General features: G+C 39.0%; 22 protein-coding genes and 3 riboswitches. Of the genes, 5 read left to right on the forward strand and 17 right to left on the reverse strand.

Going from position 1 to position 26187, the window contains the following annotated elements:
• Nucleotides 1–65: 65 nt before the first annotated feature.
• Nucleotides 66–235: riboswitch (M-box (ykoK) riboswitch) on the reverse strand.
• 115 nt (nt 236–350) lie between these two features.
• Genes I6758_RS09065 through I6758_RS09075 form a run of 3 tightly spaced genes read right to left on the reverse strand, consistent with a single transcriptional unit; the run spans nt 351 to nt 2266 of the window.
• The gene (locus I6758_RS09065; protein WP_196604935.1) at nt 351–788 is read right to left on the reverse strand and encodes a Fur family transcriptional regulator; all 438 of its coding nucleotides are present in this window, start codon (nt 786–788) and stop codon (nt 351–353) included.
• A gap of 1 nt (nt 789) precedes the next feature.
• A complete protein-coding gene (locus I6758_RS09070; protein WP_196604936.1) occupies nt 790–1596 on the reverse strand; it encodes a metal ABC transporter permease in 807 nt (268 codons plus the stop codon).
• A complete protein-coding gene (locus tag I6758_RS09075; RefSeq protein WP_196604938.1) occupies nt 1583–2266 on the reverse strand; it encodes a metal ABC transporter ATP-binding protein in 684 nt (227 codons plus the stop codon). The genes I6758_RS09070 and I6758_RS09075 overlap by 14 nt, the downstream gene beginning before the upstream one ends.
• A gap of 176 nt (nt 2267–2442) precedes the next feature.
• Here I6758_RS09075 and I6758_RS09080 point away from each other — a divergent pair, with 176 nt between their 5' ends.
• A complete protein-coding gene (locus tag I6758_RS09080) occupies nt 2443–3360 on the forward strand; it encodes a metal ABC transporter solute-binding protein, Zn/Mn family (protein WP_196604940.1) in 918 nt (305 codons plus the stop codon).
• Between the two features lie 86 nt (nt 3361–3446).
• On the opposite strand, the gene I6758_RS09085 is transcribed toward I6758_RS09080, so the two are convergent.
• The 14 genes from I6758_RS09085 to ileS form a co-directional block, all read right to left on the reverse strand.
• Complete coding sequence (locus I6758_RS09085) at nt 3447–3953, reverse strand: folate family ECF transporter S component (RefSeq protein WP_196604942.1); 507 nt, start codon at nt 3951–3953, stop codon at nt 3447–3449.
• Nucleotides 3954–4017: 64 nt separating this feature from the next.
• A riboswitch (THF riboswitch) is annotated at nt 4018–4118 on the reverse strand.
• 34 nt (nt 4119–4152) lie between these two features.
• Nucleotides 4153–4632 carry a Mini-ribonuclease 3 gene (locus tag I6758_RS09090; RefSeq protein WP_196604944.1) on the reverse strand — a complete coding sequence of 160 codons (480 nt, stop codon included), beginning with the start codon at nt 4630–4632 and terminating at the stop codon, nt 4153–4155.
• The gene (cysS, locus tag I6758_RS09095) at nt 4632–6062 is read right to left on the reverse strand and encodes a cysteine--tRNA ligase (protein ID WP_196604946.1); all 1431 of its coding nucleotides are present in this window, start codon (nt 6060–6062) and stop codon (nt 4632–4634) included. The genes I6758_RS09090 and cysS overlap by 1 nt, the downstream gene beginning before the upstream one ends.
• On the reverse strand, nt 6046–6795 hold the full coding sequence (cysE, locus tag I6758_RS09100; protein ID WP_196604948.1) for a serine O-acetyltransferase: 750 nt from the start codon (nt 6793–6795) through the stop codon (nt 6046–6048). Before cysE ends, cysS begins: the two co-directional genes overlap by 17 nt.
• Nucleotides 6796–6994: 199 nt before the next feature.
• Nucleotides 6995–8458 (reverse strand): glutamate--tRNA ligase, encoded by a 1464-nt coding sequence (gene gltX / locus I6758_RS09105; RefSeq protein WP_196604950.1) that lies wholly within the window; start codon nt 8456–8458, stop codon nt 6995–6997.
• A 58-nt stretch (nt 8459–8516) separates the two neighbouring features.
• Nucleotides 8517–9005: a 2-C-methyl-D-erythritol 2,4-cyclodiphosphate synthase gene (ispF, locus tag I6758_RS09110; RefSeq protein WP_196604951.1), complete on the reverse strand. Its 489-nt coding sequence runs from the start codon at nt 9003–9005 to the stop codon at nt 8517–8519.
• 1 nt (nt 9006) lies between these two features.
• Complete coding sequence (ispD, locus tag I6758_RS09115) at nt 9007–9774, reverse strand: 2-C-methyl-D-erythritol 4-phosphate cytidylyltransferase (RefSeq protein ID WP_196604952.1); 768 nt, start codon at nt 9772–9774, stop codon at nt 9007–9009.
• Nucleotides 9775–9915: 141 nt separating this feature from the next.
• Nucleotides 9916–11031, reverse strand: coding sequence for a PIN/TRAM domain-containing protein (locus tag I6758_RS09120; RefSeq protein WP_196604953.1), 1116 nt, complete (start codon nt 11029–11031; stop codon nt 9916–9918).
• 283 nt (nt 11032–11314) lie between these two features.
• Entirely contained in the window at nt 11315–12679 is a 1365-nt protein-coding gene (gene radA, locus I6758_RS09125; protein WP_442417722.1) for a DNA repair protein RadA, read from the reverse strand.
• Between the two features lie 142 nt (nt 12680–12821).
• The gene (locus I6758_RS09130) at nt 12822–15368 is read right to left on the reverse strand and encodes an ATP-dependent Clp protease ATP-binding subunit (protein ID WP_196604954.1); all 2547 of its coding nucleotides are present in this window, start codon (nt 15366–15368) and stop codon (nt 12822–12824) included.
• Complete coding sequence (locus tag I6758_RS09135; RefSeq protein WP_196604955.1) at nt 15365–16447, reverse strand: protein arginine kinase; 1083 nt, start codon at nt 16445–16447, stop codon at nt 15365–15367. The genes I6758_RS09130 and I6758_RS09135 overlap by 4 nt, the downstream gene beginning before the upstream one ends.
• Nucleotide 16448: 1 nt before the next feature.
• Nucleotides 16449–17006, reverse strand: coding sequence for a UvrB/UvrC motif-containing protein (locus I6758_RS09140; RefSeq protein ID WP_196604956.1), 558 nt, complete (start codon nt 17004–17006; stop codon nt 16449–16451).
• A 3-nt stretch (nt 17007–17009) separates the two neighbouring features.
• The gene (locus I6758_RS09145; RefSeq protein WP_196604957.1) at nt 17010–17465 is read right to left on the reverse strand and encodes a CtsR family transcriptional regulator; all 456 of its coding nucleotides are present in this window, start codon (nt 17463–17465) and stop codon (nt 17010–17012) included.
• Between the two features lie 198 nt (nt 17466–17663).
• Entirely contained in the window at nt 17664–20774 is a 3111-nt protein-coding gene (gene ileS, locus I6758_RS09150; RefSeq protein WP_196604958.1) for an isoleucine--tRNA ligase, read from the reverse strand.
• A 546-nt stretch (nt 20775–21320) separates the two neighbouring features.
• Nucleotides 21321–21453: riboswitch (cyclic di-AMP (ydaO/yuaA leader) on the forward strand.
• A 56-nt stretch (nt 21454–21509) separates the two neighbouring features.
• Here ileS and I6758_RS09155 point away from each other — a divergent pair.
• From I6758_RS09155 to I6758_RS09170, 4 genes are all read left to right on the forward strand, one after another.
• On the forward strand, nt 21510–22130 hold the full coding sequence (locus tag I6758_RS09155) for a C40 family peptidase (protein ID WP_370871617.1): 621 nt from the start codon (nt 21510–21512) through the stop codon (nt 22128–22130).
• Nucleotides 22131–22283: 153 nt separating this feature from the next.
• Complete coding sequence (locus I6758_RS09160) at nt 22284–23705, forward strand: histidine kinase N-terminal domain-containing protein (RefSeq protein ID WP_196604960.1); 1422 nt, start codon at nt 22284–22286, stop codon at nt 23703–23705.
• Between the two features lie 4 nt (nt 23706–23709).
• Entirely contained in the window at nt 23710–24294 is a 585-nt protein-coding gene (locus I6758_RS09165) for an ANTAR domain-containing response regulator (RefSeq protein ID WP_196604961.1), read from the forward strand.
• A 360-nt stretch (nt 24295–24654) separates the two neighbouring features.
• A complete protein-coding gene (locus tag I6758_RS09170) occupies nt 24655–26118 on the forward strand; it encodes a pyruvate carboxylase subunit B (RefSeq protein ID WP_196604962.1) in 1464 nt (487 codons plus the stop codon).
• The last annotated feature ends 69 nt before the right edge of the window (nt 26119–26187 follow it).

Raw genomic sequence — 26187 nt, forward strand, 5'->3', positions numbered from 1 at the left:
TACTGCTTCATAACTAAAATAAACCCTCCTAAGAAAGGCAGGAGGGTTCGCAAGCGCAAAATATAAGCATATTTTAATCGTCCAAGCTTTAGCACTGCATAACGTAGAGTAAAATACTCAGCTATTTCGGGTAATACCTTATTTCGATAAAACCTGTCCTACCCATTGGCATCTCTCGATGTTTCCGGGCAATAGCCTATGTTTATTGCAGGAACCTCACCTAACAAAACTATATATAATTATTTACTGGAATATATTATCACTTAAAAATATAAAATGCAATGGTAATTCTCGTTTCATCAAAACATTAATATAAGTTTAACAAAAGTATGTTTTTTAATTTGATGCTTTTACCCCATGGCAATAATTTTTTGACATTGCCGACAATAACCATAAAGCTCCAAACGATGATTCACAACAGAGAAGTGTGTAGATTCTTCAACACTTTTTTCAAAATCCTCCAAAGGACAATGTTCAAGCAAAACGATTTTTTTGCAGCGCATACAAATAAGCTGATGCTGATGCGTTTTCGGATAAAGGGAATACACAGACTTGTCATCCAAAAAAGATGTTCGTATCGTTATATTTTTTTCTGTAAATTTTTCAAGAACTCTGTACACTGTGGACAGATTTATGGAAGAATCACTTTTTATAGCTTGCAAATAAAGTTTCTCTGCAGTCTGAGGAGTCTGAATTTTCGCGAGAATAGACAGCAGTAAATTCCGCTGTTTTGTACTTTTCATACCATGTTCATTTAAATAATTTTTATAATTACCGCAATCATCCACTTTAAATAACCCTCCCAGATCTTACTATGCGTTTATAAGAGAGAACACAAAGCAGCAGCAGTACTGCATTTATTGCTATTATTCCTCCTGGTGCGGCATTTATCCAATAGGAAATGATTATCCCGGAAAAAATGTCTATATAACTGAATATTACACCAAAAAGAAGCGTTTTTCTAAAACCCATTTCCAATTGAAGAGCTGCTGCAATAGGCAGCGCAATCAACGAGCTGATAACTAAAATACCGACAATGCGTATTGAGATAGAAATAGTAGCGGCCACTATAATAGCAAATAAATAGTTTATAAGCCTTACATTGACTCCGGCAATAGCCGCTCCCTCTTCATCAAAAACCATAAACATAAGCGCCGAATAAAATTTATAGACCAAAAATAAAGAGACAACACTAAAGAACAGTACCCAGTAAAAATCTGTAAGTGTAACAGTCAAAATACTGCCGAACATCAATGAATCAATATTAGCATGCACTAGCCCTGAGCTTAAAAGTGTAATAGCTATGCCGATGGAAAGAGAAAGAATAATAACAAGTATCAATTCTGCATACGTGCGAAAATGTTTTCTCAACCATTCAATAATAATACTAAAAAGAGAAACCATTAAAAAGGCACTCAAAACAGGATTTTGCTCAAAAAGCATCCCCACAGAAATACCGGCCAATGACGCATGTGACAATGTATCCCCCATCATTGAATATCGCCGCAAAACGAGAAACATGCCAATAACAGGACATAATGCCGCAATAAAAATAGAAATTAAAAATGCATTCTGCATAAAACTATAGGTAAACATTTCCTTTATTCTCTCCTAAATCACTTTTAATATATTCCTTTACATATTGCTCCGGCAGACAGATGTGGCCTTTACCCTTTTCTATGTGATAAAACGCTGTAGAATTTTTCAATGCTGCCTGTAGATTATGTTCAACACAAATGACTGTTGTTTTATCCTGTCGATTAAGATGCAAAAGGAAATTATATATCTCAGCCTGACTTTGTCTGTCTATCCCATTGGAAGGTTCATCTAAAATAAGCAGCTCAGGGTCGCTTAAAAGTGCTCTTGCGATGAATACTTTTTGACATTGTCCCCCGGAAAGCTGACCAATTAAAGTATTTTCTTCGTTTTCCATATGCAGTAAAGTCAAAACATCGTTTATTTTTTTATTGACATATTTCCTCCTCACATTTTTATAGCAATACAATATTTCTTTTACTGTTATGGGGAAGTGTGTATTAAGTTGATTAAAGCGCTGCGGTACGTAAGCCATATTGGCAAAAGAATTCTCTATCGTCCCCGATGATGGTTGTAATAATCCTAATATCAAACGTACCAGCGTACTTTTTCCTGATCCATTAGCCCCTATTATTGATATATAATCCCCTGTATTCACCGAAAAATTTATATCTTGCAGCAAATTGGGTTTATTGCTGTAAGAAAAATATAAATGCTCTATATTTAGCATTGCGTCCTCCATATTTTTTCATATCGACAATATACTCTTTTATATTATACTTGACATTTTCCTTTTCTTATTATATCTTTATATTGTCTTAAATGCAAATAGTTTGCATTTGCATATCACAAAATAAATCTATATTGGTATAATAACATTATCTATTTGAAAAGGATGGCGTTTTTATGAAAAGAATTTTTCTTATTCAGATTTTTTTATTGATTGCTTTATTATCCATGACCGGTTGCAAGACCGGCAGCGAAGAACAGCAAAGTGCCGGTGAACCAGCAAAAATAAAAATTGCTGCCTCATTTGAAGCTGTCAAAGCCATCACTGAAGCTGTCGGCGGTGAACACGTCGAAGTTTATTCTATCATCCCTGATGGCACTGAGCCTCACAATTTTGAACCCACTGCCAAGGACCTGATGAATCTGCAAAATGCCGACTTATTTGTTTATAACGGATTTGGACTGGAAAGTTCGTGGCTTGATAAAGCGCTTTCCTCAACAAATGAAGAAAAAAAACTTACTGTAGTAGAAGCCTCAAAAGGAGCTGACCCCTTACTTCTTGATGAAAAATCTGATGACGGCAAAGCTGTTACCGATCCTCATATATGGCTGAGCATCAACGGAGCTGAACTTGAAGCAGAAAACATAAAGAACGCCTTAAATAATGCAGATCCTGCTCATAAAGATGATTATGAGAAAAATTTTCAAGCCTTTAAAAATAGTCTAGATGGATTGAAAAAAGAATATACTGCTAAATTTGCTGATTCTCAAAGAAAAGATTTCGTAACAGGACACGCTGCATTCGGTTATTTGGCAAAGGATTTTGGCTTAAAGCAAAACAGCGTTTCAGATGCGCTGCTTTCTGGTGAACCGAGTGCAAAAAAATTGAAAGAGCTCACAGATTATTGCAAAGAAAACAATGTTACTACTATTTTTGTTGAAGATATGGTAAGCCCTAAAGTTTCTGAGACATTAGCCCGTGAAGTTGGTGCTAAAGCCGTCGAAATATATACACTGGAAAGCCTTCCTGAGGGTATGGACTACATTTCAGCACTGAAATACGATCTTGAAAAAATATACGAAAGTCTTAACTGATTAAAGTTATCACTGATCAACAAAGATGAAGGCTGGTATTTTGTCCAGTCTTCATTTTTGTTGATTTTTTCTGTTCTCTTTTTAATTCAGAAAATTTTCTGCCGATATTTTTGTACAGCCTTATAAACCACACTAAAAAAAATAATATTGATTGGCAGAAAGATAAGTCCTTTTATAAACCGGCTCAGTAAAAAAGTCATTGCTGCTTTATGATAAAGCATACTAAGCCAAAGGGTGTTAAAAAATAAATCAACAATAACGAATAAAAATATAAAAGTACAGAATATTCGTTTCATTGAAATATTTTTATTATAAAAGCAATAACCGTATACATATCCGCTAAAAAAAGCACTGAGAGTGAATCCCGGAAAATAAAATCCCGGAGAAAAAAGCATACAGCCGAGTAAATCGGCAGCAGCTCCTACCATACCTCCGTGTAAAGGTCCGCAAATAGCTGCGTAAACAGCCAATGGTAAAAAGCCAAAACTTATCCGCAGAAATGGTGTTTGCACCGCGAATATATGTGTAAAAAGAATTATCAAAGCAACAAATATACCATTCAGAACAACCATTTTAGCTTTAAAGTGATACAAAAAAAACACCTCCATATATTTTAGCATGACGTCACTGCATATCAAGATGTTTTTCTTTTGATGCAGCAGCGGGATGCAATGAATGTACCGCAAGCTTAAAAGCTTTTCGTTCGAATGACAACTCCCCGTTCATCCGACACTTAACGCACAGTCACTTACTCTGCTAAATATTGATTTTTTATAAAGCCATAGTTTAAATTTAGAGATATTCTTGTTCTATTTTTTTTATAATTAACTGAAATGCCCTTTCACACAGCTTATTCAGTCGTACCGTGTTATCTGTCAGCTGCAGATAGCCAATAATTGCCTCAATACCCGTGCTGGTATGATAATCAGCAATACTTGCCGCACGCGGAGCGTGCGACTTTGCATTATAGGCTCTGCGAAAGATATCCCTTTCCTGTAAAGTGAGCTCTTCTTTTAAATTTTTATATGCATAAGCCTGATATACTGCCGATACTATTTTTGCTCCAAAGTCGTTAAGAACCTGAACTTTATTTTTCTCAAAGAGAAGAAGTCTGGTACGCACAAAAAGATGAAAATATGCATCGCCTATATAAGCCAGAACAAGCGGTGGCAGCAGCTCAGCTTCAACACTGTTATAATGCTGCCTTATATTACCGGTATCATCTGTTTCAAACATATGTCTGCACAAATATTGATACTGAGAAAAACGCATTATTTTTTCCACCGCGCCCCTGTGGGCGAATCTTCAATGATAATGCCTATTTTTTTCAATTCATCTCTCAATTTATCGGCAACGGCCCAATTTTTATCTTTCCGGGCGTCCTGACGAATTGAGATTATTATGTTCATCAATGAGTCAACAAGACGGCTGCTTCCTTCATCATCAGACTGTATCTGCAAAATCCCCAGAATATCCGTCATATCCGTATAGACAGATAAAACCTCGTTCAGATTTTTCCTGTCAGCAGCTACTTCCCCTGCTGCCACAGCCTGGTAATACACATTTATTTTTTTTGCCAGATCAAACATATCGGCAAGCGCAAGAGCCGTATTAAAATCATCCTCCATTGCAGCATAAAAACTTTCTTTTGCTTTTTGGGCAAACTGTGCTAAAGAAGCTGCACTGTCAGAATCAGCTCCTGCCGCCGACAACAATTCTTTCAGTGTGTTTTTAGCATTACTCAGACGGGAAAGTCCTGCTTCTGCCTCCTTCAACCGTTCATCGCTGAAATCAAGCGGACTGCGGTAATGAGTTGCCACAAGGAAATAGCGAAGTACCTCTGCGGGATATTTTGCCAAAATGTCTTTCACGGTAAAGAAATTATTTAAAGATTTACTCATTTTTTCCTGATTTATGGTAATAAAACCATTATGCAGCCAGTATCTGGCAAAGGAATGTTCATCACAGCAGTAGGACTGTGACTGAGCTATCTCATTTTCATGGTGCGGAAATATAAGATCACTGCCGCCGCCATGAAAGTCAAAGGTTTTTCCTAAGTATTTCAAAGACATAGTAGAACATTCAATATGCCAGCCCGGACGGCCTTTTCCCCACGGGCTTTCCCATGATGGTTCACCAGGTTTTGCAGACTTCCATAAGGCAAAATCCATAGGGTGATGCTTTCTGTTATCTATTTCGACACGCGCACCCGCCTGCATATCGTCAAGCTTACGACCGCTCAGCTTACCGTAACCAGCAAATTTTTCCACGCTGAAATAAACATCGCCATCCAGAGGATAAGCTGCACCTTTTTCTACAAGACCTGTGATCATTTTTATAATATCTTCCATATTTTCCGAAACACGCGGATATACATCAGCTCGTCCAATATTGAGCTTATCCATAACATCAAAATAACTTGCTATGTATTTGTCAGAAACCTCCTTCCACGTGCGGCGGCTTTCATTGGCAGAGCGAATTATCTTATCATCTACATCAGTAAAATTCTGGATATGTTTCACCTTATATCCAAGTTTGTGGAAAAAACGTTTTATGACATCCCAGGTAACAAACGGACGGGCATTGCCAATGTGAGTATCATTGTACGGTGTTATACCACAGACGTAAATACTCACCTGCCCCGGAATGACTGGTTTAAACTCTTCTTTTGTTTTAGTTAATGTATTATATACTTTTAGCATTTTTCGTATTCACTTCTTTTTCTAGATTTATTACCTTTTCTTCGAGATTTTTAACTTTCTCCAAAAGCCCTTTTATCATATCGAGCTCGGGATCAGGCAGTTTATCATGCGCTAAATCTACATCCAGTTCTTCAGCCAGTTCTTTTTTCAATGCTTCAGAAACAGCCTGATTTTTCGCATTATCAACTAAGGTATATTTGTCTACACGCCTTCCCTTCATCAGCACAACACGCCCTGGAATACCAACCACAGTCGCATACGCCGGGACCTCTTTAAGGACTACAGACCCCGCCCCTATTTTTGCATGATCGCCGACCGAAAAAGAGCCAAGGATCTTTGCTCCCGAGGATACTACTACATTATTGCCAATGGTAGGATGACGCTTTCCCTTTTCTTTTCCCGTACCACCAAGTGTAACCCCCTGATACAGGGTAACATTGCGCCCAAGTTCAGCAGTTTCACCTATAACAATGCCGGTACCATGATCAATAAAAAGACCTGGCCCAATGGTAGCACCCGGATGAATTTCAACACCAGTTAAAAAACGGGCAAAATTAGATATAAGACGAGGAAAAAGTACAAAATTACGGCAATAAAACCAGTGAGCAATACGATAGAACCAAATAGCATGAAGCCCCTGATAGCATAAAACAACTTCCAGCACGCTCCTGGCAGCAGGATCGCGTTCAAAAACCACTCTAATATCTTTTTTTAATATATGCAATAATTTCATAGCATTCTCCTAAAGAAAAAGGTGTGCAAAAAAACACTGTAACCTGTTTTTAGGACACACCTTTAGGTTTCCACTAAAATAAATGAAAAACTACCATCGCTTCTTAACAATACCCATCTTTATAATATCCCGTATTAATGAGCCCAGCAATAAAATCATACAAATACATTATCGCATCAGAATACAAAAACCGTAATAATCATAAAGCGGGCAGTACTTTTTCAATACGGTCAAAAACTCTTTCACGTCCGAGCACTTCAATGATTCCCGCTAAATCCGGTCCATGCATCTGACCCGTCACAGAGATTCTCACCGGCATATATACTTTCTTACCGCCTACTTTTAATTCTTTTGTTATCTGTTTAAATATAGGCTGTATATGCTCCGCATCAAAATCAGCGATTCCGTTCAATTTTTCTTTAAAAAGACCTATGACGGAAGGCACTGTCTCATCAGTCAGGATTTGTTTAGATTCAGCATCTTCGACAACAATATCATCATTAAAATAAAGATCTGCAAAATCCAGAAATTGTGCACCGTAGCTCAGATGGTCACGAATGATTTCAGTGAACCGCACTAGTTTTGCCATTTCATCAGCGGCTATAGGTTCATTCAAATATCCTTTTTCCAACAAATGCGGCACAGCCATCATTGTAATTTTTTTTGTACTTAATTTTTTCATATACTGGGCATTGAGCCAATTCAATTTATCTATGTCAAATACTGCAGGATTTTTTGCTACATGGTCCATTGAAAAAGCTTTTATTAATTCATCTATGGAAAAAATTTCTTTTTCATCCTGAGGTGCCCATCCCAAAAGAGCCAGAAAATTCACTAGCGCTTCAGGCAGATAACCCAGATTTTTATACTGTTCAACAGAAGTAGCACCATGACGTTTGCTCATTTTCGAATGATCTTTGCCAAGTATAAGAGAAATGTGGGCAAATACAGGTACAGTAAAGCCAAGTGCATCATATAACACTACTTGCCGCGGTGTATTGGATAAATGTTCTTCTGCTCTTATAACATGAGTGATATTCATCAACGCATCATCTATGACCACCGCAAAGTTATATACAGGAATGCCATCTGCCTTAACAATAACAAAATCGCCCACTCCGTTTGAGTCAAACTGCATATGTCCCCGCACCATATCATCAAACTCAACTGTTTCATTTTCCGGTGTACGAAATCTTATCGTCGGTTTTCTGCCTTCAGATTTATATTTTTCTATTTGATCAGCTGTAAGATGTCTGCAGTGCCCTTGATAAATAGGCATTTTATTTTCTTTCATCAAGGCTTCGCGTTCTGCAGCAATTTCTTCTTCTGTACAATAGCAGTAGTACGCTTTCCCTTCATCTACAAGCTGCTGTGCATATTTTTTGTAAAGTTCAAGGCGCTCCATCTGATGATACGGTCCATATTCACCGCCTACATCGACACCTTCATCCCAATCAAGACCGAGCCATTTTAAAGATGCCTTTATATTTTCTTCCGACTCTTTGCTTGATCTTACTCTATCGGTGTCTTCTACACGCAGTACAAATTTCCCATTAGAGTACTTTCTTGCGAGCAGCCAGTTAAAAAGTGCACTGCGTGCCCCTCCGATATGAAAAGGACCTGTTGGGCTCGGAGCGAATCGAACCCGGATTTGTTCTGACATTTAACTATTACCTCCAAATAATACTTGTACAGTATATTTTAGCAGAAATACCATTACACTACAACGTCTTTCCGCCAGTTTCAATAAGTGCCACGGCGTTCGAAGATATTCCCTCACCCTTTCCCGTAACTCCTAATTTTTCTTCCGTAGTTGCCTTTACATTGATCTGGTCTTTGCCGATTTTTAAGACATTGGCAATATTGCTGCGCATCTCTTCAATATACGGCGCCATTTTAGGAGCCTGAGCCACTATAGTAGAATCAATATTGGAAATAGCGAATCCGTTTTCTCTTAAAAGTTCTCCCACTCTGCGCAAGAGAACCATGCTTGAAATGCCTTCATATTTTTTGTCATTATCAGGAAAATGATAACCTATATCACCAAGTGCAGCCGCTCCCAGCAAAGAGTCAGCAATAGCATGCAGTAAAACATCAGCGTCCGAGTGACCAAGCAATCCCTTTTCAAAAGGAATATCCACTCCGCCTATGATCAGCCTGCGATTATCGACTAACCTATGTACATCATAACCGGATCCTATTCTTATCATTTCAAATCCTCGTTTTGAATATTTTTGCTTTCATTTCTTCAAGCGCATTGGAGATGGCAACAGATACTCCATTTTTCACTTTTGAAACAGCCTTTTTGCCAAGAACAGCTTCCGCATATATAAGATCGTCGGGCGATGTTATTTTTATATTTTTGTAATCTCCCATGACAACCCTCACCGGATGTCCAATATGCTCGACCAGGCTGGCATCATCAGTGCCAAAATATTTATCCAGTCTGGCTCTTTCATGCGCTTCAAGCAGTAAATCTTTTCTAAATCCCTGAGGTGTCTGCATCATCCATAATTTATTTCTGTCCGGTGTATTCACGACTGTATTATCATCACCAATCACCTTTATCGTGTTTGTTACCGGGACAGCAGCCACAGCCGCACCTGAACACTTCACTTCATCTATAACATTTTTTATTACACCAGATGTAATAAGAGGTCTGGCAGCATCATGAACAAGAACTATATCTGTATCGGCAGAAACTTCCATCAAACCATTATAGACAGAGTATTGACGTTCCGTTCCTCCTGCCACCACCTTGCAAGGTTTTATTCCCGGCAGAGAATTCAATACCTTGGATACTGGTTCTACTTCTCCCGGTGCAGCCACAATAATAAAATTATCCACTAAATTACAGCGTGAAAAACTCAAAAGAGTATGTATAAGGATTGGTTTATCAGATAAAGCGGCAAAGACTTTATTGAAAGAGGCTCCCATACGCCTTCCCTTCCCTGCGGCCGGAAAAATAGCCGTGATCACTTCATATCACCCTTCTTATGCTTCCTAAATAGGCTGCGGTATCACCGCAGCCTATTTAATTCATGATATCATATAACAAAATCCTATTTTTACTAAAATGTATAAACTCCATAATTTTATATTTCCGAACAATTGTGCCGCTCACTTTGGTTTCGCAAAGATCATCCGACCTGCTGCTGTCTGCAAAACTGACGTCACTGCTACCGGAAGAGTAGTATTTATATATTTCCTACCCCCTTCAACAACAATCATTGTACCGTCATCAAGATATGCCACTCCCTGCCCTTGTTCCTTGCCATCCTTCACTATTGTAACAGTCATAGCTTCACCGGGTATTACCACTGGTTTCAGCGCATTAGCCAACTCATTGATATTTAGAACAGAGACTCCCTGTAAATCTGCTACCTTATTTAAATTATAATCATTAGTTATAATCTTCCCGCCGGCTACCTGAGCAAGTTTGATCAGCTTGGAATCCACTTCACTTATTTCGTCAAAATCACGTTCATCTATTTGAACAAACATATCAAACTCTGTCTGTATCCTTTTTAAGACGTCAAGACCGCGACGGCCACGAGTCCTTTTTAAAAGATCAGAAGAATCAGCAATATGCTGAAGCTCTTCCAAAACGAATACAGGAATAAGCAGCGTACCTTCAATGAAGCCGCTCTGACATATATCAGCAATACGTCCGTCAATTATCACACTTGTGTCAAGCAATTTATAATCTGTTCTTAATGCTGATTTTTCCTCTGCATTCTTTTTATCTTTTGGTTGTTCTCTAAACAGACGAGGAAATAACGCAACTATCTCATTACGTTTTTTTATTGTTATATGTATACCCAGATATCCCAATACTATACTAAATATGATAGGCAAATAACTGCCGACGATAGGTACTCCAGAAAAAGCAGCTCCCAAAAGATTGGCGATAACAAGACCAATTGCCAATCCGCACACTCCAGCAATAACATCATGAATCTTCATTTTATTAAGCTGCGTTTCCACCCACATGGAAAATCTTTTTAATAAAATCAATAAATATGGTGAAACCACGTAACCGACAATTCCACCACCGACTATACCGCACAAACCTATTATCAAATGTGCCAGAGTAATACCAAAAACATTGAGATTGATATTGAGATATTCAGAACTTATCACCAAAGCAATCAGCGGACTGACCAGCTGCATGAGTGCCAATCCGAATATAGCAGCAAGAAGAACTATCAAAACACGCAATATCTTTTCTAACACAGACATCATCTCCAAAATAATAAAATATAATTGCAAAAATTTAGATCCGTTATTTACTCGAAGAACGGATCCAGAGCGGCATCTGTAAAAAATGCCGATATAATTATGAATATAAGGACTAAACTAAAATCAAAAGGATTATAAAATATATGAATTAATAGACTTATAATACTAAATGAAAAAGCTTTTGTCAAAATAAATGCCTTTATAGTATTTTGATTCTGTTCATAAAACATAAATTTTTCAAGCCGTCTGTTCCTATAAAAAAGTTAAAGGCAGTATTTCAAAATACTGCCTTTAATGCTTCTTTTACAGTAGTAACTCCGATTACAGATACATTTTTCATATGACCTATTGAGCTGATGTTCTTTTGAGGTATGATAATATTTTTAAAGCCGAGCTTGCAGGCCTCCTTAATGCGTATATCCGCACCGTTAACTGCCCGTACCTCACCCGTCAATCCCACCTCGCCAAAAACAACGGTTCTTTCTTTTACAATCTTATTAGTAAAACTTGAGGCAAGTGCTATGCATAATGCCAAATCACAAGCCGGTTCATCTATTTTTATTCCGCCTGCTACTTTGACATAAACATCACAAGCTCCCATACTCAAATTTATTCTTTTTTCCAGTACAGCCAATAACAGTTGTATACGCTTGATATCCACAGAATCGGCTGTCCGCCGCGGTGGAATATAAGGTGTCGCAGCAACAAGGGCTTGTATTTCCACCAACAAGGGCCGTGTTCCTTCGACTGTAGGAACTATTACAATACCCGGACCAAGCACCGTCTCCGATAAAAATAAGCTAGAGGCATCAGGAACATCTTTAAGCCCTGTATCACGCATCTCAAATAAACCCAGTTCATTTGTGCTGCCAAACCGATTTTTAATGGCACGTAAGATCCGATACTGAGCATTGCGTTCACCCTCAAAATAAAGCACGGTGTCAACAATATGTTCCAAAACACGCGGCCCAGCCAGAGTTCCGTCCTTGGTGACATGCCCGATTATGAAAACTGCTATTCCTCTGCTTTTAGCTATACGCAAAAGCTCAACCGCACACTCGCGCACCTGGCTCACACTGCCCGGAGCACTCTGCACATCAGGCCGGAAAATGGTCTGTATAGAATCCACTATGAGCAGCTCGGGCTTTTCCGCATCCACATGTATTCCGATACGTTCCATATCTGTTTCGCTGAGCACTTTCATTGTATCAGACAGCGCATTTATTCTTTCGGCACGCATACGTATCTGCTGCAGACTCTCTTCACCTGTTATATAAAGAACTTTTTTGCTTTTGGAAACACAGGAGCACACCTGCAGATTAAGGCTGGACTTGCCGACACCAGGATCACCGACAACCAGCACCAGACTGCCAGGAATAATACCACCACCCAGAACCCGGTCTAGTTCGGAAGAACCTGTGGAAAAACGGGGCATTTTTGCCAGAGAAATATCCGAAAGGAGCTGTGCAGATTGCGGACGATCAGTCAGGCCAAGTGATAAACCGTGTCTCACATCAGTTTTTACCGTTTCCTCCACCATAGTATTCCAGGAGCCGCATCCCGGACATTTTCCCATCCATTTGGGTGAATCATATCCGCAGCTTTGACAAACAAATACATTTTTCTTTTTAGGCAACAACATCACCATTTCCTATTTCTAATAAAGCGTGAAATGATTTTATAAAATGACCGGCCAAGCCAGAGGACAGCAATCAGAAAATTCAATAGAAAATTCATCATCCTCTTTATGACCGGTTCATTTTTTTGTAAAAAATTCCTGTGCTTCATTCATCCTGCAGCTTTGCAGCACCGCTGCCAGTCGCAACATCAGCTGCAGCAGTCTTTGCTGGTTCATTTGACTCATTTATAGGCTCTGTTTCCTGCAATGAAAAAGAAAGCTTGTCATTTTTTTTATCATATGAAACTTTTATCGTATCTCCATCAGCAAACTGTTTTTGCAAGAGACTTTCTGCCAGTTCGTCTTCAAGATGTTTCTGAATAGCTCTTTTTAAAGGGCGAGCTCCAAATTTTATATCTGTCCCTTTATCAAGAAGAAATTTTTTTGACTCATTATCAACATTTATACTTATACCAATGTTTTTTAATCTTTTTGTCACATCCAGCAGAAGAATATCCACTATTTTCATCAAGCTGTCCTTATCAAGCGGGCTGAAAACAATCATTTCATCAATACGATTCAAGAACTCCGGTTTAAAAAGATTCTTTACTTCTTCCATTATCTTTTTTGAACGGACAGCAAAATCTTCTGATGCGGCAGATCCCGTATTAAAGCCCATGGTTGAGGTGTTTTTTCTCAGTAATGATGCTCCGACATTCGATGTCATGATAATGACCGTATTTTTAAAATCCACCGTTCTTCCCTGTCCATCAGTAAGACGTCCGTCTTCAAGTATCTGCAGCAGCAAATTGAAAACGTCGGGATGTGCTTTTTCAATTTCATCAAGTAAAATTACTGAATATGGCTTTCTCCTGACAACATCAGTCAGCTGACCGCCTTCCTCATATCCCACATAGCCGGGAGGCGCACCGACCATACGTGACACAGTATGTTTTTCCATGTACTCAGACATATCAAAACGGACCATGGCATTTTCATCTCCGAACAGCACTTCAGCCAGTGAACGGGCCAATTCTGTTTTACCGACGCCTGTGGGCCCCAAAAACATAAACGAACCAATTGGTCTTTTGGCATCTTTAAGCCCTGCCCGAGCCCTGCGCACTGCCTTTGCTACAGCGATAACAGCAGTATCCTGTCCGACTATGCGTTTATGGATTGTTTCTTCCATATGAAGGAGCCGCTTTGCCTCTTTATCAGCCATGCGTCTTGCAGGAATGCCAGTCCATGATGATAGTACATCTGCTATATCATCATCTGTAACAAGGATTTGTTTCTCTTCTTTTGCTTTCAACTCATCATTGGATTTTTTCAGAGCATCTTTTATTTTACTTTCTTCATCACGTATATTGGCCGCTTGTTCAAAATTCTGAGCATCTATAGCGGTCTTTTTCTCAGTATCCAATTTATCCAGTTGTTCTTTGAGCTGCTTTAATTCTTCAGGATAAGAAATAGTTGCCAGTCTTACTTTGGAGGCAGCTTCATCCATCAAATCTATTGCCTTGTCAGGAAGAAAACGGTCATTAATATAACGCGATGACAGTTTTACTGCCGCCTTGACAGCTTCATCCGTTATTTTTGCCTGATGAAACTCTTCATATTTACTGCGCAAACCAAGCAAAATACTTATGGCATCTTCTTCAGACGGTTCATCAAGCAAAATCGGCTGAAAACGTCTTTCGAGAGCGGTATCTTTTTCTATATATTTTTTATATTCATTAAGTGTAGTAGCACCTATAACCTGTATTTCGCCACGTGATAAAGCCGGCTTCAGAATATTAGCGGCATCAATTGACCCTTCGGCAGCACCTGCACCAATAAGAGTGTGCAATTCATCTATGAACAAAATAATATTGCCGGCCTGCATGATTTCATCAATAATATTCTTTAAACGTTCCTCAAATTCACCGCGATATTTAGCGCCGGCAACCAAAGAACTCATGCTCAGACTCATAATACGCTTATTAGCAAGTATTTTTGGCATTACACCTTCAGTCATTCTTTTTGCCAGACCTTCGGCAACAGCAGTTTTGCCGACACCGGGTTCGCCTATGAGAACAGGATTATTTTTTGTGCGCCGCAGCAAAATTTGAATGACCCGCTCTATTTCTTTAGCCCGGCCGATAACCGGATCTATCTTATTTTTGAGGACAAGATCTTTGAGATCACGGCAATATCGATTTAGAAAGGGAGTTTTCTTCACAGCATCGGCCTCACTGCCCGAAGTGCTGCCGTCATTTCCCTCTGTATCATGCTGTCCATTATTGATCATGTCCATTATGGTAGAATGGATTATGTCAAGATCGACTCCCAAGGATACAAGTATCTTCGATGCTATTGCCTCATCCTGCCGAATAAGTCCAAGTAAAATATGTTCAGTGCCGATATAATTATGCCCCAGCGCCGCCGCCTCATCTTCCGCAAAATTCATGACCATTTTGGCCAAGGGAGTATAAGACAATGGATCTCCTGCCATAATAGGCGGAATAATAATAATGTTGTTGAGCCTGCTTTTCACCATATCTCTGGTTATACCGAGAGATGTCAGCGCTTTTGCTGCCAACCCTTTTTCTTCTCTGGACAGACCAAGCAGAATATGCTCCGTACCTATATAACCGCAACGCTGTTTATTCGCTTCATAATTAGCAAGTTCCAATACCTTTTCAGCACTGAAAGTCAATTTATTGTTATTCATGAGATCACTTCCTTATCAGATGAGCTGTCAGAAATTATTTCGCGTGCAATGTCAGCTCTTTTTTTATCAATTTCCCTTTGTGACATGTTTTCCTTTTCCTGCAAATTTGTTAAATAATTTGTTCTACCAGCAATGATGAGTTTATTGAAAACATCAACATCAATACTTGTAATTATCTTTTCGTCAATTCCTATGCGGACATTGCTGACCAAGGATAAAAGTTCTCTTTCTGAAAGGCTGCGTGCGTATTTCAAAATGCCTAATGCTCTCCAGGCCTGATCACACACCTTATCTTCGGCATATGCTAAAAGTGCCCGTCTCGCCTCACGTTCATGAGATACGATTTCCTGAACTGCCCTTGAAAGATTTTCCGTTAATTCCTTTTCATTGAAGCCAAGTGAAAGTTGATTCGCAATCTGAAAAAGATTGCCCGGAGCATTACTGCCATAAAACCCCCGCACTGCCAGTCCCAACTGCGGAGATATGTTTATAATTTTAGCGATCTGATTAGTTGCTGCCAATCCCGGCAGGTGGAGCAGCACAGAGGCTCTCAATCCTGTCCCAAGATTTGTCGGACATGCTGTTAAATATCCCATATTATCATCAAAAGCTATATCATATTCTTCTTCAATGCAATTATCAGTATCAAAAGCCGTCATCATCGGATCTGAAAGATCAAGGCCGCTCTTCATGCATTGAATCCGAAGATGATCATCTTCATTGACCATTATTGATATGTCACTGTCAGCATTTACAATTAATGATCTTGAATCTGAATGCTTTGTAAAATTACCGCTTATAAGATGTTTTTCAACAAGCACTCTTTTTTGGAGATCAGTAAGTTTATCCATATCAAGGCATATATAATTAGTTTTGGTAGTTGCTGATATTTTATCTAGAACACTCAAAAGTCTGCTTCTGGCATCAGCCAATTGCTCTGTTGATGCCCTGTTTGGAAAAGGAAGATCTTTAAAATTTCTGGCAAGACGTATGCGGCTCAATAGAACGATGTCACTGTCTGTCCCCTTACCGTCCATCCATGTAATATTATTGTCTGTAAAAATATTCTGCAGCATCATCCTAAGACCTCCCTTCATTCAGATTCAATTCTTTTTCAAGCCTTCGAATACAGTCACGCACCTGAGCAGCCTTTTCATATTCTTCGCTGTCCACATATGTTTCTATCTGCTTACGAAGTAAAGCAAGTTCCTGCTGTATATTTAATGTTTTTCCTGCACGATGAGGAATTTTTCCTGTATGTTTACTTGAACCGTGGATACGTCTAAGCAAAGGTTCAAGTCTGTTTCTGAATGTATTATAACACGTGCCGCAGCCTATTTTCCCCGATCGTGTAAAATCCATATATGTCATACCGCAGGAAGGACAGGCATATTCTTCTCCCGCCGGAGGTGCATTAGCCGGCGTGGTCTGCTGATCATTAGGAGAATTATTAAAAATTCCAGAAAGGAAATCATTGACAGAGAATATTTCCGGCTGGTTCTCAGAATGCTCCTGCATTATAAAGTCACCATATTTAGCAGCACATTCCTCACAAAGATAACGGTCAATTTTATTATTGCCATTTATCTGAGTAATATGCATACAAGCATCATTTTTCTTGCAGTTATCACATAACATTTTTTATTCCTCCTCTGCAAAATCAGCCAAAGTTATAAATAAGGAACGGAGAAACTTTACCCTGTCTGATGACGAAAGTTTATCGTAAATATTATTGAATGCTTGATAAATCAATGCAGCCTCTCTGTTTTTTAGCAGATCATGCCTTAACATATAATCTATCATATTATGGAGGTCTTTTATAGTAGTTTCTCCATTTATTTTGTCGATCAGATCATTATAAACCAGCTCTTGCAGCGGTACCCGCGTTATTCTTATAAATCCGCCGAGGCCTCTGCGCGATTCCACCACAAACCCCTTATCAGAAGTAAAGCGTGTATTCAAAACGTAGCTTATCTGTGAAGGGGCACATTCTATAACACCAGCAATATCAGCACGTTTCAATATTACATTGCTATTCTGTTGTGCAGCTAAACGCTGCAATATATAATGTTCAATAAGATCCGCTATATTACTCATAATCACTCACCTTCAAATCTTACTTATATTATAGTATATTATATTTGACTTTTTGACTTTTTGCAAGCATTTATTTCTTTTTTCTAAGTAATTATTTGCCGCTTTGAATTAATTATTTTGAGTAACATCACTATATATTTCAATGCTCATTCCTAAATAAAAACAGTGCTGCCCGTCATTTAACAGGCAGCACTGTTTTTATTTCACATACAAAATAACCTTTTCACCATTTATATTCCATTCTTTAGAAAATCCTTCCAATTTACCGGATTCAATGGAATCAGCCAAGACTATTTTTTGTATATCAGTACAATTTCTTTTAAGAATGGAAGCAATTTTTTCATTGCCGTCCACACAAACTTTTATTCTATCTGTGACTTCAAAACCGTTTTCCTTGCGCATAGTCTGTATTTTGCTGATTATTTCACGCACAAAGCCTTCTTCAATCAGCTCAGGAGTGAGTGTCGTTTCAATGGCAACCACAACCTTATTATAAGTTTCAGTTGCGAATCCCTCAGTCTGTGTCACAGAAATTTCAACATCCTCACGAACAAGAGTGAAAGCTCCACCAGACAATGATATTTTCAGGCTGCCATTTTTATCCAGTTCTTCTTTTGCCGCATGTCCATTAAGCGATGCAAGGACTTTTTTTATTTCATTAATCTGTCTACCGGCTTTTGGTCCAAGAATTTTAAACTGAGGTTTAAAGCTATATGCCAAATATTTTTCCATATCATCTTTAAAATCTACATTTTTTATGTTAAGCTCATCAGCAACAATAGCTTTATAGAAAGCATCCAGCACAAAAGGAGCTTTTACAAACATCTGCCCTATAGGCTGACGATTTTTTATATTTGCCGTGTTGCGTGCAGCGCGTCCCAAAGAAACAATTTCCAGCACAAGCTGCATATTTTTTTCTAACTCTTCATCTATATATGCTTCATTGGCAGTAGGAAAATCGCATAGATGGACACTTTCATTAGCATCTGTATAAGAGTTTCTCACTAAATTTTGATAAATAGTATCCGTTATAAAAGGAATCATTGGCGCCGCAAGTTTTATAAATGTAGACAAAGCCATATAAAGCGTCATATAGGCATTAATTTTATCTTCGGTCATATCCTTGCCCCAGAAGCGTTCACGGCTGCGGCGAACATACCAGTTGGATAATTCATCCACAAAATCCTGCAGTGATTTGGCTGTCTCCGTTACACGATAAGCCGATAAATTTGCATCAACGGATTTTATCAGACTATTAAGACGTGAAAGCAGCCACTTGTCCATCACCGGCAGGTTTTCATAGTCCAGTTCATATTTTGAAGGATTAAATTTATCAATATTAGCATAAAGAATATAAAACGCATACGTATTCCATAATGTTCCCAGGAATTTCCGCTGTCCTTCCTGAACGGCATCATCATGAAAGCGATTTGGCAGCCACGGTGCGCTGTTTTCATAAAAATACCAGCGGATAGCATCTGCCCCATGCTTCTGCAAAGCTTCCATCGGTTCTACGGCATTGCCTTTTGACTTGCTCATTTTTTGGCCATTCTTGTCCTGAACATGACCGAGAACAATTACATTTTTATATGCCGGTTTATCAAAAAGCAATGTAGATATAGCAATCAAAGAATAAAACCAGCCGCGAGTCTGATCCACCGCTTCAGAAATAAAATCAGCCGGAAATGTTTTTTCAAACAGTTCCTTATTTTCAAACGGGTAATGCCACTGGGCAAACGGCATTGCTCCAGAGTCAAACCAACAGTCTATTACTTCTGGCACACGATGCATTTTCCCTCCGCACTTAGGACATTTTATGGTAACTGTGTCAAGAAACGGACGATGCAGTTCTATATTGTCAGGACAATTATCAGACATAGCTTTCAACTCATCTATTGAACCGATTGAATGTTGATGACCGCATTCACATTCCCAAATATTAAGAGGTGTCCCCCAATAACGATTACGACTGATGCCCCAATCCTGAACATGCTCGATCCAATCACCAAACCGGCCTTTTCCGATAGTCGGCGGTATCCAGTTGACTTTGTCGTTATTCCTTATCAACTTTTCACGCACAGCTGTCATTCTTATGAACCATGATTCGCGCGCATAATAAATCAGCGGTGTATCACAGCGCCAGCAATGAGGATAACTATGCTCAAAATTTGGTGCATCAAAAAGAAGTCCTTTTTCAGCAAGATCCTTCAAAATAAGAGGATCCGCTTTTTTGACAAAAACACCCGCCCAATCGGTTTCCTCTGTCAGACAACCCTTTGCATCAACGAACTGTACAAAGCCAATATCATATTTGCGGCAGACGCGGGAATCGTCTTCACCAAATGCCGGCGCCATATGAACAATACCTGTGCCATCTGCTGTGGTCACATAATCATCACATGTAACATAGAATGATTTTTTCTTTATCTTCCCAATGGCAAATGGATACAGCGGTTCATATTCCTTGTATTCCAGTTCTTTACCGGGAAGTTTTTCAAGAACAGAAAAATCTTCGCCGAGGACCTTAGATGCAAGTGTTTCAGCCAAATAATATGTGTAATCACCACTTTTGGCTTTTACATACATTACTTCCGGATTTACGCATAAAGCCAGATTTGAAGGCAGCGTCCATGGTGTTGTGGTCCATGCGAGAAAATAAGCGTTCTCTCCCTTGACTTTGAATCGAACTATTGCTGAACGTTCTTTTACATCCTTATAACCCTGTGCCACTTCATGTGAAGAAAGTGGTGTTCCGCATCGTGGACAATAGGGAACAATCTTATGCCCCTGATATAATAGGTCTTTTTCCCAGATGGTTTTCAATGCCCACCATACAGATTCAATATATTTGTTGTCATAGGTAACATAGGGATCATCCATATCTGCCCAATAACCGACAGTTCGTGAAAATTCCTCCCACATCCCCTTATATTTCCATACACTTTCTTTGCATTTCTTTACAAATGGCTCTATACCATATTTTTCGATCTGCTCCTTGCCGTCAAGACCCAACAGTTTTTCCACTTCCAGTTCCACCGGCAGACCGTGAGTATCCCAGCCTGCCTTGCGAACGGTTTGATATCCTTTCATTGCTTGAAAACGAGGTATCATATCTTTGATAACACGGGTCAAAACATGACCTATATGCGGTTTGCCGTTAGCCGTAGGCGGTCCATCATAGAAAGTGAACATATTATTTTTTTCGCGCTGGTCTATACTTTTTTGAAAAATATTGTTTTCCTGCCAAAATTTTTCAATATTCTTTTCTCGCTGCGTAAAGTTCAAACTTGTTTCCACTTTTTCATACATACGATAATTCCTCCAAAGTAAAAGTAATATTTCGCCGGATTGCTGCTATTTGATACAAAAAAAGCCCTCACCCTAAAACAGGATGAAGGCCGGACTGATCATCATACCACCTATTTCACATACCACCATATGCAACCCTTTTAACGGCAGGACCCGGCATAAGCCTAATAATTACCGCAACCAAGTGCCGCATAAGCGCCCTTTTATTGAAGAAAATTTTCAGCCAGCGGCTCAGGAGTGATCTGCAAAAATATATATCGGCACCGATCTCACACTGTCATCGGCTCGCTGCAGCTGTCTATATTCCGCCCGTCTCCTTCAAAGCCTTTATTAATATTATGCTTGCTATAATATCACAAAATTGTTTTAAATTCAAACATGATCTTTTTTTATTTTTGAGCTATCCTCAAATTTAAAAATATTTTTTCATATAAATATTCACCTTTGATATCAAGGTAAAGACTTGAATGAAAAACAAATTATCAGATAAATGCATAAATTCCAGCTTGCTTTTTTTTACAAATACTAGTAAAATATACAACATGAGTAAATTAAAAACCGAATCCAGCTCAGGAGCGGGGGAACCAATTTTGGGGTGAATGTTGTTTTTTACAAGGGCCGGTTTCTTCTTCTGTCCCTAATCCGACAGCTAACCTCGCAGGTAATAAAAAAAACAAAGAGAGGAGTGGCCTTTTGAGTAAGATATTGCGATTGATTGCGTTATCGGCGTTATTTATGTGCTGGTTTTCAGTTGCCAGTGCGGATGCTTTTCGTGCGGGTGATCAAGGTACACAGGTAGCGGAGATTCAAGGGGAACTTGCAAACTTAGGTTATGATGTTGCTGCTGACGGGGACTTCGGTCCGGCAACACAGGAAGCTGTGAAAGAATTTCAGGCTTCAGCGGGAATTAGTGCAGACGGATTGGTAGGACCGCAGACCTATCAGGCACTTATGGGCAGAGCTATGCCTCAGGTAAGCCGCGGCTCGAATTATTACGCTCGGAGAATAATTCAAACATCGCTTCAATACATAGGTGTTCCGTATGTATTTGGCGGTACCACACCGGGTGGATTTGACTGCTCGGGATTTACTCGTTACGTATTTGCCAACGCGGGCATTTCGCTGCCGCGCACGGCTGATGCACAATATGAATTAGGAACACCTGTCGCATATGACGATTTGATACCGGGTGATTTGGTATTCTTTTCAACTTATACGTATGGTGCCTCTCATGTAGGAGTTTATATGGGTGACGGTAAATTTATTGATGCCTCGACTAGTCGTGGTGTCACCATTGATTCGTTGAATAGCGGCTATTGGAGCTCTACATATATTGGAGCTCGCAGAGTAATATAATGTATTTTTCTTAGGCAGGGGAAACTTCGGGTTTCCTCTTTTTTTATTTGCTATGCAGATGATTTATTTGCTATAATGTTAAAAATAACATGACTTTAAAAATGAGCTGTTCCCCGGATAAAGGGAGCCTTGTTTGGAGCTGAAATTCAAAATATGACAGACAATAATTTACTTGAACTTTGCCGCACTAATACTAACCTTACCGCTATGCAGATAAATCTACTGCAGCGCATCAAAATGGCATTGCCGTTTACAGCCGATTTAGTTATGGCAAATATCGGTTTATATGTCTATGCAAAACAGAAAACTGAATTTTTAATAATAGATCATATCAAGCCCCACACGGCATATACACCTTTCAAGCACAGTAAAGCGGGCCGCCTGAGAAAAATTCAAGAAGAGCCGCTCATAAAATATACCATTGAAACAGGAAAAAGCATGAGCGGCAAACGGGAATGGAGCTGGGGGAAATTCATAGAAATGCACACAGAGGCAATTTTTGATTCTTCCGGTATTGTTGCTGTGGCAAGCTTTGAAATGCAGCCGGGTGTGTCAAAAGTAGAGGGATATTCATATCTTTATCGAACAGCCTGTTCTCTGCTCACATACTCCCACAAAAATCTTGATGCATACATGTTCAGAGCATTGACATCCAGTGATGGAATAATAATCGCTGACAAGAACAACCGCATCGTATTTGCCAATACCGCGGCCATGCGTATTTATAATATTTTAGGTGTTATAAATCTGATAGGCTATCACCTATTTGATCACCAGTTGTCGCGGCGAATAACAAAAGAAACCATTTCTATTGATAAACCTTACGAAAAAGAATTGACCGCTGACAGTATCACTATAGTCAGACGAGACATTCCTATAAAAGTAGGAGGTAGTCTCTTATACAGGATAATTATCGTATCTGATGTTACTGAAGTCAGAAAAAAGGATAAAGAACTTTTGATAAAATCAGCTGTTATACAAGAAATTCATCACAGAGTAAAAAATAATCTGCAAACAATAGCAAGTCTGCTGCGTTTACAGGCACGCCGCAGCCAATCACAAGAAGTAAAAGCAGCTCTTAAAGAAAGTGTCAACAGAATTCTCAGCATATCAGTTGTACACGAATTTTTATCGCAGCAGCAAGAAGAAATTATTGACGTAACTAAAGTAACAAGAAATATATTAAACCTTATTTCCCAGAATATGCTGCCTCCCGACTTTAAGCTGACAACAAAATTTTCCGGCGGCACTGTGATCCTGCCTTCGCAGCAAGCCAGCAATTTGGCGCTTATTGTAAATGAACTTATATTGAATTCACTTGAGCATGCTTTTGAAAATACCGCTTCGGGAACCATAGGTCTTACAATAACCAAAACCAGAGAAAAATATATATTAGACCTATATGATGACGGACCCGGTTTACCAATAGGTTTTGAAAAGCGGCAGTCCCGTTCGCTTGGTCTTCAAATAGTACGAACTTTGATAGAAGATGATATGGACGGAAAATTTGAATTGTACAATAATAACGGCACGCATGCCAGAATAACTATTCCGCGGGATATTAGGGGTGAATGATTAGATGGATAAGTTAAAAATAGTCATAGCAGACAATGAGTCGATTATAAGAATGGACCTCAAGGAAATACTGGAAGAAGCAGGTCATGATGTAGTGGGTGAGGCTATAAATGGTAAAAAAGCTGTAGAATTGGCTAGAAAATACCATCCTGATCTTGTTATTATGGATATAAAAATGCCGGAAATGGATGGAATAGCAGCCGCCAAAATAATTGATGATGAAAAAATCGCACCTGTACTTCTGCTCACCGCATTCAGCCAGGCTGATATTGTAGAAAAAGCAAAACATTCCGGTGTTCTTGCTTATCTTGTAAAACCGGTACGCGAAGATAATCTTTTTCCAGCCATGGAAATTGCTTTAACACGCTTCCGGGAAATACAACAGCTTGAACTTGAATTGAATGACGCAAAAAACTCTCTGGAAATGCGTAAATTACTGGATCGGGCAAAGGGAATTTTGATGGATGCATACAGCTTAAGTGAATCAGAAGCTTATCGCCGCATTCAACAATACAGTATGGCAAAACGCAGAACAATCAAGGATGTTGCCGAAGCGATAATACGCTCTACATTGAAAAATAAACCATAATATTATTGCTCGTAATTATTGCACAACTCGATACAATAAATAGTATTTATTGTATCGATAAATATTGTTAAAAAAATCACATTAACCAATTGACAAGACAAATAATAAAATCTATACTATATTTAGATTAATTCGTAAAAATTATTCTATTCGATCGTTGTTTTTGATGTCGGTTATTTTTCAAATAAATAATATCATGCAGCAGCTTTTTGATGCTGGCATTTTTATGTCTTGACATCTGATCGGATTTCTGATTAAATGAAAGCTTTCGCTCATAACGAAGGCAATGTTTTTGCGGATAAATAACAATGCTTATCACACTTTTAATTGCATATCATAAAAGGAGTTGTTTTATTAATTATGGCAAAAAAAGTTAAAATTACTGAAACAGTATTGCGCGATGGACATCAGTCTCTTTTAGCTACTCGTATGCGTCTTTCTCAGATGCTTCCCCAATTGGAAGCTCTTGATGCGATTGGTTACAAATCTCTTGAAGCATGGGGAGGAGCTACATTTGACAGCTGTCTCCGTTTTCTTGGTGAAGATCCGTGGGAACGTCTTGATACGCTGAAAGCTCATCTTAAAACACCGATCCAAATGTTGCTGCGTGGTCAGAATCTTTTAGGCTATAATCATTATCCCGACGATGTTGTACGTGCTTTTGTAAAAAAAGCGGCTCAGCACGGTATAGGCGTTTTCCGTATTTTTGATGCACTCAATGATACGCGTAATCTCAAGACTGCTATTGATGCAGCTAAAAAAGCAAAAAGTGAAGTAAAACATTCTGTCGAAGTGCAGGGCTGTTTGGTATATACCATCGGTGGCCCGCACACTACCAAAGAATTTGCAAATCTTGCTGTAGAACTTGATAAAATGGGTGTAGATTCTATTTGCATCAAGGATATGTCAGGTCTGCTGAAACCCTATACAGCTTCTGAACTTGTAAAAGAACTCAAAGCGGCAACCAAGCTTCCTATTCAACTTCATACACATTGTACCAGTGGTTTTGGCTTTATGACATATTTAAAAGCAATCGAAGCTGGAGTTGATGTTGTTGACTGTGCACTGTCGCCTTTCTCCATGGATACATCTCAGCCTTGTACTGAAACCATGGTAGCCACTCTTGAAGACACTGAGTATAACACTGGACTTGACCGCAAGGCAATGACACCTATTGCTAAACATTTTCTTGGCGTTAAAAAGGAAATTATTGACGAATTTGGTCTTAAAGGATATTTTGATGTCAATCCTAATGTGCTTGATTTCCAGATTCCGGGCGGAATGCTTTCTAATCTTGTTAATCAGCTGAAAGAACAAGGAATGGAAGATAAATACCAGGATTTGCTTGACGAAATGCCTAGAGTTCGTGCTGATGTCGGTTATCCGCCTCTCGTAACTCCATCCAGCCAAATAGTTGGTACTATGGCTACGATGAATGTTATGACGGGAGAACGTTACAAAATGGTCCCTAAAGAATTCAAAGATCTCGCCCGCGGCAAATTCGGACGTACACCTGCACCTGTCAGCCAGGAAATGCTTGACAAGATAGGCATAAAGAAAGAAGATCTTATCACCGGTCGTCCTGCAGATCAGCTTGAACCGGGTATGGATAAATTTAAGGCAGAACTTGCAGGAATAGGTTATCCTAATGCCAGCGAAGAAGATATTTTATCTTATGCTTTATTCCCTCAGGTTGCGGAAGAATTCTTCAAAAAACGTACCATAAAGAAACTTGCTGAACTTGGACGTGCTAATGCAAGCGATGAAGATGTATTGCTTTATAATCTCAATCCGCAGATAGCAGAAAAATTTTTCAAGGGTTAATTAGTTTAAATGATTTATAGCAGAATTGCTTTACTATCCAATAGTCAATAATTCTCTATATGATATTTA

It is taken from the genome of Pectinatus haikarae, assembly GCF_015732185.1.
GTDB classification, from domain to species: Bacteria; Bacillota; Negativicutes; order Selenomonadales; family Selenomonadaceae; genus Pectinatus; species Pectinatus haikarae.

Bases quoted from the DNA above. Each gene is read 5' to 3' on its own strand.
- I6758_RS09070 (WP_196604936.1), bottom strand. From the start codon at position 1,596: ATGTTTACCTATAGTTTTATGCAGAATGCATTTTTAATTTCTATTTTT.
- I6758_RS09075 (WP_196604938.1), bottom strand. From the start codon at position 2,266: ATGCTAAATATAGAGCATTTATATTTTTCTTACAGCAATAAACCCAAT.
- I6758_RS09080 (WP_196604940.1), top strand. From the start codon at position 2,443: ATGAAAAGAATTTTTCTTATTCAGATTTTTTTATTGATTGCTTTATTA.
- I6758_RS09090 (WP_196604944.1), bottom strand. From the start codon at position 4,632: ATGCGTTTTTCTCAGTATCAATATTTGTGCAGACATATGTTTGAAACA.
- cysS (WP_196604946.1), bottom strand. From the start codon at position 6,062: ATGCTAAAAGTATATAATACATTAACTAAAACAAAAGAAGAGTTTAAA.
- cysE (WP_196604948.1), bottom strand. From the start codon at position 6,795: ATGAAATTATTGCATATATTAAAAAAAGATATTAGAGTGGTTTTTGAA.
- gltX (WP_196604950.1), bottom strand. From the start codon at position 8,458: ATGTCAGAACAAATCCGGGTTCGATTCGCTCCGAGCCCAACAGGTCCT.
- ispF (WP_196604951.1), bottom strand. From the start codon at position 9,005: ATGATAAGAATAGGATCCGGTTATGATGTACATAGGTTAGTCGATAAT.
- radA (WP_442417722.1), bottom strand. From the start codon at position 12,679: ATGTTGTTGCCTAAAAAGAAAAATGTATTTGTTTGTCAAAGCTGCGGA.
- I6758_RS09130 (WP_196604954.1), bottom strand. From the start codon at position 15,368: ATGAATAACAATAAATTGACTTTCAGTGCTGAAAAGGTATTGGAACTT.
- I6758_RS09135 (WP_196604955.1), bottom strand. From the start codon at position 16,447: ATGATGCTGCAGAATATTTTTACAGACAATAATATTACATGGATGGAC.
- I6758_RS09140 (WP_196604956.1), bottom strand. From the start codon at position 17,006: ATGTTATGTGATAACTGCAAGAAAAATGATGCTTGTATGCATATTACT.
- I6758_RS09145 (WP_196604957.1), bottom strand. From the start codon at position 17,465: ATGAGTAATATAGCGGATCTTATTGAACATTATATATTGCAGCGTTTA.
- ileS (WP_196604958.1), bottom strand. From the start codon at position 20,774: ATGTATGAAAAAGTGGAAACAAGTTTGAACTTTACGCAGCGAGAAAAG.
- I6758_RS09155 (WP_370871617.1), top strand. From the start codon at position 21,510: ATGTGCTGGTTTTCAGTTGCCAGTGCGGATGCTTTTCGTGCGGGTGAT.
- I6758_RS09160 (WP_196604960.1), top strand. From the start codon at position 22,284: ATGACAGACAATAATTTACTTGAACTTTGCCGCACTAATACTAACCTT.
- I6758_RS09165 (WP_196604961.1), top strand. From the start codon at position 23,710: ATGGATAAGTTAAAAATAGTCATAGCAGACAATGAGTCGATTATAAGA.
- I6758_RS09170 (WP_196604962.1), top strand. From the start codon at position 24,655: ATGGCAAAAAAAGTTAAAATTACTGAAACAGTATTGCGCGATGGACAT.